Genomic DNA, 10,879 nt, shown 5'->3' on the forward strand with positions numbered 1-10,879 from the left:
CGTTGCGGGCGAAGTCGACGAGCTGGCATAACCGCCCTCCGCCCACACGAGGGTCATGCGCCAGTGCCGCGCGCGAAGCCGGGCGAGCACGCGCTGCCCGGCCTCGCGGTCGGTGGCCGAGGCCGCGGTAACCATCACGGCGAGCAGGAGCCCGAGCGTGTCGACCACGATGTGCCGCTTGCGTCCGTTGACCTTCTTCCCGCCGTCGAAGCCTCGTGTCGCGGCGGGCACGGAGGCGGCCGCCTTCACCGACTGTGAGTCGATGATGCCCGCGGTCGGCTCTCGGTCGCGTCCCGCCGCCTCGCGGACCCGGTCGCGCAGCCGGTCGTGCAGTTCGCGGATGAAGCCCTTGTCCCGCCACCTGCGCCAGAAGGCGTAGACCCGGTCCCAGACGGGGAAGTCGGCCGGCATGGCTCGCCACTTGATGCCGTTGTCCACCAGGTACCGCACGGCGTCGATCATCTGCCGGTGGCAGTAGCCCTCCGGCTGGCCGCCCCTTCCCTCCAGCCATCCCGGCACCGGCAGTGACGCACGGACCTGGGCCCACTCGGCGTCGGTCATGTCGGAAGGGTAGATCCGTGTCCGTTCGGGGCGGTCGGCGGCGTTTCCGTACATGTGCGCGACGCAATCACACGACCGGGAAGGCGAGTTGGACTCGCGGAACGCAGACACGTAAGACTGCGGCAACGGGGTCTCCCTGCAGCTCGGATGGCTTCGCACCCACGAGCTGTGCCGGAGACCCGGCCTTCATGCCCGGACCACCAGAAGATCACTCGACCGAGCCGCCACAGTCGAACCCCTGCTCACCGTGATCGGAACGACAACGGCTTCTGAGACAGGCTCCTAGCCTGGGTAGCGGTCGCGGGGAGGAGAGGGCCCGTGAAACAGCAAAATGACGACGGGACCGGGCCGCGGTGGGCCGAGGGGTGGATGGGCCCGCCGGACTGCTCTGAGCGGCCACCCAGGCCACCGGCCCGGACGCGTTCCGAGGGCACCACCGTGCTCCTTCTCGGTCTGGGAACGCTCGCCTTCGTACTGCTGCTCAACATCAGCCTGGTCGTGGAGATCGGCGGCATCGTGGTCCTCGGCGGCCTGGGAGGACTGGCCCGTCAGCTGGTCACGGGGCGGTACGGTCACTGGGCAGTCCATCTCGGGGCCGCGCTGTCGGGTGCGGCGGCGGTGGCCGCGAGCCTCCTGCTCCCGTTCGGCTTCCTGCCCTGGATGAGACTGTGACGCTCTGTCAGTGCGCGGCCCGCCTACCGAACCGTCGGCGAACTCCCAGCAGGGGACCTGCCTTTCGCCTCTCCACGATTCAACCTCGCTGATGAGCACCACCCCGGGTGATCCGGGGCGTCCGTGTGCCGTGCACAGCAAGGCCTGCCTTGAGACGGACAGGCGATCAGTGCTTCTGGATCTGGCCCGCCGAGTCTGTCACCCCCGGGCCCGGCCGCCGACCGGGTCCCGTGGGCGGGGGTCCGGGCTCAGCCCCACCAGGCTCCCCGGACGAGGGCGGGCTCCGCTCTGCGGATGACCCGGATCGTGCTCGCGGGCGACGTCTGCCACCCCGTGCGGCTGAGATCGTCGACCCGACAGCAGCAGCCGGCCCCGGGAGCCCACCCATGACCACCCTCGACGGAGCACCGCGGACCGGATTACGCGGGGGGTGGCGGGCCGCTCACGCGTCCGTCGAGGGAGTGCCCCGGTGGGCCCGCGTCATCGCCCACGCCATCCCGCTCCTGGTGCTGCCGTCGGGCGTCTGGAGGATCGCGACGGCCGTCCTCCATGTGGGGGGCGACGGCCTGCGGCACGGTGCCGGGGACCTTCCGGCGTGGCTTCCCGGCCCGGTGTACGTGACCTTCCTGTCGGTCCTCTCCGAACTCCTCGCATTCACCGCCGTCGGCCTCGTCGCCGCCTGGGGAGAGGTCTTCCCGCGGTGGATCCCCGGACTGGGCGGGCGCCGCGTACCGCTCCCGGCTGCCGTGCTCCCGGCCGCCTTCGGCGCCGCCGTCCTCACGGTGCTGGGGACCGTCGTCGCGGTCTCGATCACGTCCGGGGTCACCCTGCAGGGCGGACGGCTCCCGGCCGACTTCCCCACCCTCACGCTGCACGGCTGGCGTCTCGGCTTCTTCGTCGCCACCTACGCCCCGCTTCCGCTCTGGGGGCCACTGCTGGCGCTTCTCACCCTCGCCTACTGGCGGCGGCGGCGCGGTACGGGCGCCGCGCAGCCCCGCGGTTGACGCCCGGGCGGGCGGGGCGCCGAAGCAGGGCTGGTCAGGCGCAGGAAGGGCAGAGGCCGCGGTAGGTGACCTCGGCCTGGGAGACCATGAAGCCGAAGCGCTCCGCCGTGGGGAGGTCGGCCAGCGGATCGCCCGTCGGGTGGACGTCCCGGACGGTGCCGCAGCGGGAGCACACCAGGTGCTGGTGCGGGTGGTGTGCGTTGGGGTCGTAGCGCTTGGCGCGGCCGTCGGTGGCGACCTCGATGACCTCACCGAGGGAGACCAGCTCGCCCAGGGTGTTGTAGACGGTCGCCCGGGAGATCTCGGGCAGCCGCTGCGCCGCGCGGGCGTGCACCTCGTCGGCCGTGAGATGGACATGGTCGCCGTCGAGAACCTCCGCGACGACACGTCGCTGGGAGGTCATCCGCCAGCCACGTCCTCGCAGTCGCTCCAGCAGGTCGCTCATGTCGGTTCACCTATTCGGGCTCGGTGGGACACGGGAAGTTTACCAGCGGGGATCCGAGTTCTGATTGTGTACGGGATTGGCTGACTTCTTGACTTAGACTCCGTCCATCGTAGGATCGGTTCCGGCGACAGCCAAGGGGCAGGACGAGTGCAGTGCGACAGGAGACAGGACGTGACGGCACCCTCACCGAGCAGTTGCGCGGTGCCGGACCGTGGATGACGGCCGCCTGTACCGCACCGCCCGGCACCGCCCGAGTCGGCACCGTCCCGGAGCCCTGCCGGCCCGACGCCCCGGCGACCGCCCCCGGAGGCGCGCGACCGGGTGGCACGGGTCGCCCTCCGACCCGGCCCGCCCGCGGCGGCGACACCCGCACACCGACCCGGCCGGCAGCGCGCCCCGCTCCCCGTCGCGCGCCGGCGACGGTGCCGCGGCCGGCCGGGCCCCCCACCGCCTGCAACCGCCACGGCGCCCGGCCCGACAGGGCCCGGGCCGCCCTCCGGGGCCCGCGCCCCGCCCGATCCACCGCCTGCAGTTGCTGAACACCGTGATCCGCTCAGTACGGAAGGGTTGCCATGTCTGAGAACCACGATGCAATCGTCGTAGACGCGAAGACGCAGGAGGGAGGTGGCTGCCCGGTCGCGCACGGACGCGCTCCGCACCCGACGCAGGGCGGCGGAAACCGCCAGTGGTGGCCCGAGCGGCTCAATCTGAAGATCCTTGCCAAGAACCCCGCCGTGGCCAACCCCTACGGTGAGGAGTTCGACTACGCCGAGGCGTTCACGGCCCTCGACCTCGCGGCCGTCAAGCAGGACATCGCGGAGGTGCTGACCACCTCGCAGGACTGGTGGCCCGCCGACTTCGGCCACTACGGCCCGTTCATGATCCGGATGGCGTGGCACAGCGCCGGTACCTACCGGATCAGCGACGGCCGCGGCGGCGCCGGCGCCGGCCAGCAGCGCTTCGCCCCCCTCAACAGCTGGCCGGACAACGGCAACCTGGACAAGGCCCGCCGTCTGCTGTGGCCGGTCAAGAAGAAGTACGGCCGCAGCATCTCCTGGGCCGACCTCATGATCCTCACGGGCAATGTCGCCCTGGAGTCGATGGGCTTCGAGACCTTCGGCTTCGCAGGCGGCCGCGTGGACGTCTGGGAGCCCGACGAGGACGTCTACTGGGGCCCCGAGTCCACCTGGCTGGGCGACGAGCGCTACACCGGCGACCGGGAGCTGGAGAGCCCCCTGGGCGCGGTCCAGATGGGCCTGATCTACGTCAACCCGGAGGGCCCGAACGGCACCCCCGACCCGATCGCCGCGGCCCGCGACATCCGTGAGACGTTCCGCCGGATGGCGATGAACGACGAGGAGACGGTCGCCCTCATCGCGGGCGGCCACACCTTCGGCAAGACCCACGGCGCGGGCCCGGCGGACCACGTCGGCGCCGACCCCGAGGCGGCCTCGCTGGAGGAGCAGGGCCTCGGCTGGCGGAACTCCTTCGGCACCGGCAAGGGCGCCGACGCGATCACCAGCGGCCTCGAGGGCATCTGGACCAACACCCCGACCACCTGGGACAACAGCTTCTTCGAGATCCTCTTCGGCTACGAGTGGGAGCTGTTCCAGAGCCCCGCCGGCGCCAACCAGTGGCGGCCGAAGGACGGCGCCGGCGCGGGTACCGTCCCCGACGCCCACGACTCCTCGAAGAGCCACGCCCCGACGATGCTCACCACCGACCTGTCGCTCCGGTTCGACCCGGCCTACGAGCAGATCTCGCGCCGCTTCCTGGAGAACCCGGCCGAGTTCGCGGACGCCTTCGCCCGCGCCTGGTTCAAGCTGACCCACCGCGACATGGGCCCGGTCGTGCGCTACCTGGGCGCCGAGGTCCCGGCCGAGACGCTGCTCTGGCAGGACCCCCTGCCCGAGGTGAGCCACCCGCTCGTCGACGCCGAGGACGTGGCCCTCCTCAAGGAGCGGATCCTCGCCTCGGGTCTGTCGGTCTCCCAGCTGGTGTCCACCGCGTGGGCGTCGGCGTCGTCCTTCCGCGGCAGCGACAAGCGCGGCGGCGCCAACGGTGCGCGCATCCGCCTGGAGCCGCAGAGCGGCTGGGAGGTCAACGACCCCGACCAGCTGGCGCCGGTGCTGCGCACCCTGCAGGGGATCCAGGAGTCCTTCAACGCCGAGCGGGCCGGCGGCAGGCAGATCTCGCTGGCCGACCTGATCGTGCTCGCCGGCGGCGCGGCCGTCGAGCAGGCCGCCAAGGACGCCGGCTTCGACGTCGAGGTCCCCTTCACCGCGGGCCGGGTGGACGCGTCGCAGGAGCAGACCGACGTGGAGTCCTTCGCCGCGCTGGAGCCGACCGCGGACGGCTTCCGCAACTACCTCGGCAAGGGCAACCGGCTCCCGGCCGAGTACCTGCTGCTCGACCGGGCGAACCTGCTGACGCTGAGCGCCCCCGAGATGACCGTCCTGGTCGGCGGTCTGCGGGTCCTGGGTGCGAACACCCAGCAGTCCCCGCTCGGAGTGCTCACCACCACCCCCGGCCGGCTGACCAACGACTTCTTCGTCAACCTGCTGGACATGGGCACGGCGTGGAAGGCGACGTCCGAGGACGCCCACACCTTCGAGGGCCGCGACCTCTCCACGGGCGAGGTCAGGTGGACGGGCAGCCGGGCCGACCTGGTCTTCGGGTCCAACTCCGAGCTGCGGGCACTCGCGGAGGTCTACGCCAGCGACGACGCCAAGGAGAAGTTCGTGAACGACTTCGTCGCGGCGTGGCACAAGGTGATGGAGCTCGACCGGTTCGACCTCGTCTGAAGCGTCTGAACCACGTCGTCTGAACCACGACGTCCGGGCCGAGCCCGCACGGGCTTGGCCCGGACGCCGTGGTGTGACGCCGGGCGGCCTACGGCAGCAGACGGGCCGGCACGGATCGGCCGTCCCCCCAGAGCCGTTCGCCGGGCAGCAGTACGGCGGCCTCGGCAAGCCGGCGGTCCCGGACCAGCGCGTGGATCCGATGGGCGAGCGGGGTCACATCGGTGATGCCGACGGTCCACTCGTCCGCATAGCGGGCGGCTGCCTCACCGCAGAGCCCGAGCTGGAGCGAGCGGTGGGGCAGCGGCTGCAGTTGCAGATCGCGTTCGGGGTCCCACTGCACCCGGGCCGGGGCGCGCCTCAACTCCCGCTGCCAGGAGGCACGGTCGGGGTGCAGGCCCCGCTGGTAGTGGGACAGGCAGGCGTGGTCCAGCGCCCAGGCGAACCCCTCGCGGGTGATCTCCACGGCCAGCACCGTCTGCTGACCGTCCTTGGTGCCCCAGCCGCTGCGGTACATCATCCACAGGAACGACGGCTTGATCCAGGTCATGCGGTCGCGCTTCCAGGCGGCCGGGAAGCGGCCCGCACGGGCGGCGGGCAGGCCGATGCCCGGGTCGTACGCCTGGTAGACGGTGACCGTGTCGGCGGTGTGGAGGGCGCGGATGCGGTACCTGGGCTCGCCGGTGACGGATTGCTGCATGGCGCCCAGGGTGGGACCGGAGCGGCGATCGGCGCCAGCGGATTACCGCCGCCGTCCGCTCCCGGCGCATGTCCCCCGAGGGCTCCGCGGGCGTACGGATCCGCGTCCGGCGGCACGGCGGCGAATTCAGTCGACCGTCCCGCCGGTGGCCGCGTACCGGCCGGATGCGGCGCCCTCCCGGTCTCCCGCTGCCGCGGGCCGGTCGGCTGCCCTCAGGGGGCATCCGGTGCCGACCCGGGTGGCCAGGTCGGCGCGCAGGGCGGCCAGTTCGGCCATACGGACGTCGATGACCTGGATCTTCTCCTGGAAGAGCGCGGAGAGCGCCACCGCGCTGTCCGGTGCCTCACGCAGGATCTCGCCGTTGCGCGCGATCTCCGCCAGGGAGAATCCAAGCGTCTGCGCGGTGCGGATGTACTGCAGCCAGGACACCGTCTCGGGCGGGAAGTCGCGGTACCCGTTGGGCAGTCGCCGGCCCGAGACGAGGCCGACCTTCTCGTAGAACCGGATCGTGTCCCTGGTCATGCCGGCTCGCGCGGCGAGCTCACCGATGCGCATGCCCCTCCGTCCCTGCCGGCCCAGCGATCTGCTGTTCGTCAGACCGACCGCCGGGTTGCCGACTTGACCCTGGAGCGTACTCCACTGTTTAGCGTGAGGCGTCGCTGCCCCCGGACCCGGCAGGAGCCTCGCCGTGCACCGTCTCCGCACCCCCGCACACCCCGGCTACCTCCGCGTCGTACGCGCGAGCGCCTGGTACGACCTGGTCGTCACGGCGGGGTTCGCGACCCCCTGGACCTATGCGCTGGTGCATGACGCGCTGTCGTGGCTGGGTGGGTCGCTGGGGCTGGGCGGGCTTCCGCAACCCGACCCCTGGCAGATCCTGTTCGCCGATCTGATGGGCTCGGTGGTGGTCGTCTGGGCGGTCCTGCGCATCGTCAGACCACTGCCCGAGTACGGGCTGTTCGACGGCGTCGCACGTGCCCTGTTCGCGACCTGGCAGGCGTATGCGCTGGCCCACGGCGTGTCGCGGCTGCTGTGGCTGTTCCTCTGCGTCGAGGTGGCCTTCGGCGTGGTCCAGCTGGTGCCGTGGCGGTGGCGCCGGACGCCGGACGTCACCGGCGGCGAGCCGGACCGCGCCGGGGGACGTCCGCTCGACGCGGCGCACCGGTGACACACGGACCGTGAGCGCGCGGACGAGGCGGCCGGTGCGGGCTGCCCACCGGACCGGTCACAGGTCCAGCGCGGAGATCCACACCGTGGGGTGGCCGGGGTCGCTGCGGTCCACGGCCAGGACGACGGGGCTTTCCGTGCCGTCGAGTTGGGCGAAGGCGACCCGGGGCCCGCTGGGCGGGGTCAGGCCGCAGGGGCCGCTCGCCGGCCCTGGCGGGCTGTCGGGCGCGGGCCAGCCGCCCATGGCGGGATCGGTGTCCGGTGCGGGGGCGGGCAGCCCGGTGGCTGCCAGCACCTCCTCCAGACCTCGGGGCGTGGTACGGAAGCGCAGGTCCAGCGAGTACTCGCCGAAGAAGTCGTTGAGTGTGGCGTTGAAGGTCACCGCGGTCGACCCGTCCGGGAGCGCCAGCCCGAAGTGCCCCATGACCTCGTCGAAGTCCACATTGTTGCCCTGGGTCCCCCGGCAGACCCGGGAGTCGGTGGCGGCCACATGGTTGTCGGGCTGGGCGGAGAGACCGTCTCCCCAGGAGAGCACCGTGTGCGCTGCCCAGCCGGCAGTGGCCGCCGCCAGGGTCAGCGAGCCGATCAGGAAGATGTGCCGGGGGCGCAGACGCCGCAACCGCACCATGGGCATGCCCCCTCACCGGCCCGGATCCCGTCCGGGCCGGCCGCACCCTACCAGCCTCAGGCGTCGATCTCGGCGAGGAGGTCCAGGGCCACCGCCCAGGCCTGCTGCGCGGCCTCGGCGTCGTAGTCGGGGAGGTCGGGGTCGGTGAAGAGGTGCCCGGCTCCGCGGTAGCGGTGGACCTCGACGTCCGCCCCCGCCCTGCGCATCCGCAGGTACCAGGCGTTCAGCCAGTCCTCGGTCTCGAAGGGGTCCGGCTCGGCGACATGGAGCTGGACCGGGATGCCGGTGGCGGCCTCGTCCAGGATGTCGGAGGTGCCGTGGAAGAGCAGCAGGCCGCGGCAGGCCTCGTCGGCGAGGGCGAGGTTCTGGGCGAGGGCGCCGCCGAGCGAGAAGCCGGCATAGACCAGGCCCGGTGCGTCGGGCCCGCCGCCGTTGCCGGAGACCCCGGAGGAGGCCGAGCCCAGCAGCGGGACGGCGGCGGCGACCGCGCGGCGGAGGAGTTCGTCGGTGCCGATCTGCTCCTTGATCGCCATGCCCTCCTCGACGGTGGCCGTCACACGGCCGTCGTAGAGGTCCGGCACATGCACCTCGTGTCCGGCGGCGCGCAGCCGCTCGGCGGCCGCGTGCACGGCGGGCCGCAGCCCGTAGGCGGAGTGGAGGAGCAGGATACGTGCCACGGGGGTGCCTCTCGTACGGATGGTCGGTCTCGCCTGCCATGATCCCGCTCGCGGGTGGTCCGCGGTAATCGGCGGCCCGCCGATCCGCCAGGATGGTCGAAGATCATCCCTGAACCACCGTCCCACGAACGGAAGTCGACCCCCATGTGGAGCGTGATTCGTCCGCTGGCCCTGCTGTGCTGCGCGGTCGCCGTACCGGCCCTGGTGGGCTGGGCGGCGGACCGGTTGCTGCGGCGGGCGATCGGCGCCCGGCCCGCGTCGCGGACCCTGCCGCTGCTGCGCCGCTGCCGGATGCCGCTGCAGGCGGCGGTCGCCGCGGCCTGGCTGTACGCGGCGCTCCCCGCCGCCCGGCTGCCCCGCCACCTCTACCCGGACGTCCGGCATGCCCTGCTGCTGCTGGTGCTGGGCACCTCGGGGTGGCTGGGGGTGCGGGTCACCGGTGCGCTGGTGACCACGGCGGTGGGCCGGTACGAGAGCGCGGTGGAGGACCACTCCCGGATCCGGCGGATCAGGACCCAGGTGGGGCTGATACGGCGGGTGACCCAGGCCGCCATCGTGCTGGTGGCGATCGCGTCCATGCTGATGACCTTCCCCGGGGCCCGTACGGCGGGTGCCAGCCTGCTGGCCTCGGCCGGGGTGATCGGCGTGGTGGCGGGCATCGCCGCGCAGCCGACGCTGGGCAACCTCTTCGCCGGGCTGCAGATCGCCTTCGGCGACATGGTGCGGATCGGCGATGTGGTGGTGGTGGACGGGCAGCGCGGCGAGGTGGAGGAGATCACTCTCACCTATCTGGTCCTCGCCACCTGGGACCAGCGACGGATCGTGATGCCGGTGTCGTACTTCACCGGCCGCCCCTTCGAGAACTGGTCCCGCAAGGACCCCCGGATGACCGGCACGGTGCTGCTGCACCTGGACCACGCCGCCCCGGTCGCGGAACTGCGGGCGGAGCTGAAGCGCTATCTGGACGGCAACGCCCTGTGGGACAGGCAGGGCTGGAGCCTGCTGGTCACGGACACCACCCCGTCCACGGTGGTGGTGCGGGCGCTGGTGACGGCGCGCGACGCGGACGACGTCTGGACGCTGCGCTGTGCGGTCCGCGAGCATCTGCTCGGCTATGTGCGCGACCGCCATCCGCGTGCGCTGCCCCGGGTGGTGACCGCGGTGGCCGAGAGCAAGACGCCCGACGGGGCGCAGTGGCATCCCGGGGACGAGGCCGTCCCGGTGCCCCGCCGGGCCGGCGGGCCGGGTGTCAGCCTGGCCAAGAAGCCGCGCTGACCGGTTGCGGTCCTGCCGAAGCGCCGCCCGGAACTCCGGCCGCGGCCGGCGTCAGGACACCACGTCCTTGCCCCGGAAGCGCCGGAAGGCCAGGGCCACCAGCACCACCGCGCAGGAGACCGACACGGAGCCGCCCTTGACCATGCCGCCCCACTCCAGCTGGGGCTGCAGCGCGTCGGCCCAGGCGTACTGCCAGTGCGCGGGCAGGAACTGCCGCCAGTCCCCGAGGGCGGTGACCGCGTCCAGCACATTGCCGAGGACGGTGAGGAAGACCGCGCCGCCGACCGCCCCCAGCGGGGCGTCGGTGGCGGTGGAGAGCCAGAACGCCAGCCCGGCGGTGGCCAGTTGGGACACCGTCACATACGCCACCGCGATCAGCAGCCGGGGCAGCGCGTCACCCGCCGCCAGGCTGCCTCCGGTCGGCAGACGCAGATCCCCCCAGCCGTAGGCGGCGGTGCCGACGGCGAGCGCCACCGCGGGCAGCAGCACCATGGCGGCGGCGCTGAAGGCCAGTCCGACGGCGAGTTTCACCCCGAGCAGCCGGGGACGCGGCACGGGCGCGGCCAGCAGATAGCGCAGCGAGGACCAGCCCGCCTCCGAGGCCACCGTGTCGCCGCAGAACAGCGCCACCGGGATGACCAGCAGAAAGCCGCTGGAGACAAAGAGCGCGGTGGCCGCGAAGTTGGCGCCGGAGGCGGTGGCCGTGTCGATCAGGGTGGTGCGGCCGCGGCCGGGGTCCGGTCCGCCGCCGACCGCGAAGGCGATCAGCAGGACCAGCGGCAGCCCGGCCAGTACCGCGGCCATCACCAGGGTGCGGCGGCGGCGCAGCTGCCGTACGGCCTCCACCCGGAAGGGCAGGGTGCGGCGCGGCTGATAGCCGGGGGCGTGCCCGGCGTCGGGCGGCTCGGGGCTGCCCAGCGGGGGCACCCGGGGTGCCGCGGAGGGCGTC

At 72.7% G+C, this 10,879-nt stretch carries 12 protein-coding genes; 5 read left to right on the plus strand and 7 right to left on the minus strand.

What is annotated here, in order from left to right:
• A partial coding sequence (locus AOK09_RS04805) for an IS5 family transposase (protein WP_055585877.1) occupies positions 1–561 on the minus strand: 561 nt, incomplete at its 3' end.
• Positions 562–999: 438 nt separating this feature from the next.
• On the opposite strand from AOK09_RS04805, the gene AOK09_RS04810 reads away from it, so the two are divergent.
• The gene (locus AOK09_RS04810; protein WP_055585853.1) at positions 1,000–1,233 is read left to right on the plus strand and encodes a hypothetical protein; all 234 of its coding nucleotides are present in this window, start codon (positions 1,000–1,002) and stop codon (positions 1,231–1,233) included.
• Between the two features lie 461 nt (positions 1,234–1,694).
• The gene (locus tag AOK09_RS04815; RefSeq protein ID WP_322973150.1) at positions 1,695–2,237 is read left to right on the plus strand and encodes a hypothetical protein; all 543 of its coding nucleotides are present in this window, start codon (positions 1,695–1,697) and stop codon (positions 2,235–2,237) included.
• Between the two features lie 34 nt (positions 2,238–2,271).
• Here AOK09_RS04815 and AOK09_RS04820 read toward each other — a convergent pair whose 3' ends face one another.
• On the minus strand, positions 2,272–2,682 hold the full coding sequence (locus tag AOK09_RS04820; RefSeq protein ID WP_055585855.1) for a Fur family transcriptional regulator: 411 nt from the start codon (positions 2,680–2,682) through the stop codon (positions 2,272–2,274).
• A 572-nt stretch (positions 2,683–3,254) separates the two neighbouring features.
• On the opposite strand from AOK09_RS04820, the gene katG reads away from it, so the two are divergent.
• Positions 3,255–5,486, plus strand: coding sequence for a catalase/peroxidase HPI (katG, locus tag AOK09_RS04825; protein WP_055585856.1), 2,232 nt, complete (start codon positions 3,255–3,257; stop codon positions 5,484–5,486).
• An 88-nt stretch (positions 5,487–5,574) separates the two neighbouring features.
• Here the strand turns inward: katG and AOK09_RS04830 are convergent, their stop codons facing one another.
• Positions 5,575–6,183: a DUF4291 domain-containing protein gene (locus tag AOK09_RS04830; protein WP_055585857.1), complete on the minus strand. Its 609-nt coding sequence runs from the start codon at positions 6,181–6,183 to the stop codon at positions 5,575–5,577.
• A 126-nt stretch (positions 6,184–6,309) separates the two neighbouring features.
• Positions 6,310–6,738 carry a MerR family transcriptional regulator gene (locus AOK09_RS04835; protein ID WP_079062755.1) on the minus strand — a complete coding sequence of 143 codons (429 nt, stop codon included), beginning with the start codon at positions 6,736–6,738 and terminating at the stop codon, positions 6,310–6,312.
• A 133-nt stretch (positions 6,739–6,871) separates the two neighbouring features.
• On the opposite strand from AOK09_RS04835, the gene AOK09_RS04840 reads away from it, so the two are divergent.
• A complete protein-coding gene (locus tag AOK09_RS04840; protein ID WP_055585858.1) occupies positions 6,872–7,351 on the plus strand; it encodes a hypothetical protein in 480 nt (159 codons plus the stop codon).
• A 57-nt stretch (positions 7,352–7,408) separates the two neighbouring features.
• Here AOK09_RS04840 and AOK09_RS04845 read toward each other — a convergent pair whose 3' ends face one another.
• Together AOK09_RS04845 and AOK09_RS04850 are read right to left on the minus strand one after the other, a co-directional pair.
• Positions 7,409–7,978, minus strand: coding sequence for a hypothetical protein (locus AOK09_RS04845; RefSeq protein WP_157875804.1), 570 nt, complete (start codon positions 7,976–7,978; stop codon positions 7,409–7,411).
• Positions 7,979–8,034: 56 nt separating this feature from the next.
• Positions 8,035–8,655 carry a dienelactone hydrolase family protein gene (locus AOK09_RS04850; RefSeq protein WP_055585860.1) on the minus strand — a complete coding sequence of 207 codons (621 nt, stop codon included), beginning with the start codon at positions 8,653–8,655 and terminating at the stop codon, positions 8,035–8,037.
• Between the two features lie 144 nt (positions 8,656–8,799).
• Between AOK09_RS04850 and AOK09_RS04855 the strand changes: the two genes are divergently transcribed.
• The gene (locus tag AOK09_RS04855; RefSeq protein ID WP_055585861.1) at positions 8,800–9,930 is read left to right on the plus strand and encodes a mechanosensitive ion channel family protein; all 1,131 of its coding nucleotides are present in this window, start codon (positions 8,800–8,802) and stop codon (positions 9,928–9,930) included.
• A 51-nt stretch (positions 9,931–9,981) separates the two neighbouring features.
• Here AOK09_RS04855 and AOK09_RS04860 read toward each other — a convergent pair whose 3' ends face one another.
• Positions 9,982–10,848, minus strand: a complete 867-nt coding sequence (locus tag AOK09_RS04860; RefSeq protein ID WP_107101241.1) for an ABC transporter permease — start codon at positions 10,846–10,848, stop codon at positions 9,982–9,984.
• Positions 10,849–10,879 lie beyond the last annotated feature (31 nt).

It is taken from the genome of Peterkaempfera griseoplana (genome assembly GCF_001418575.1).
GTDB lineage: Bacteria > Actinomycetota > Actinomycetes > Streptomycetales > Streptomycetaceae > Peterkaempfera > Peterkaempfera griseoplana.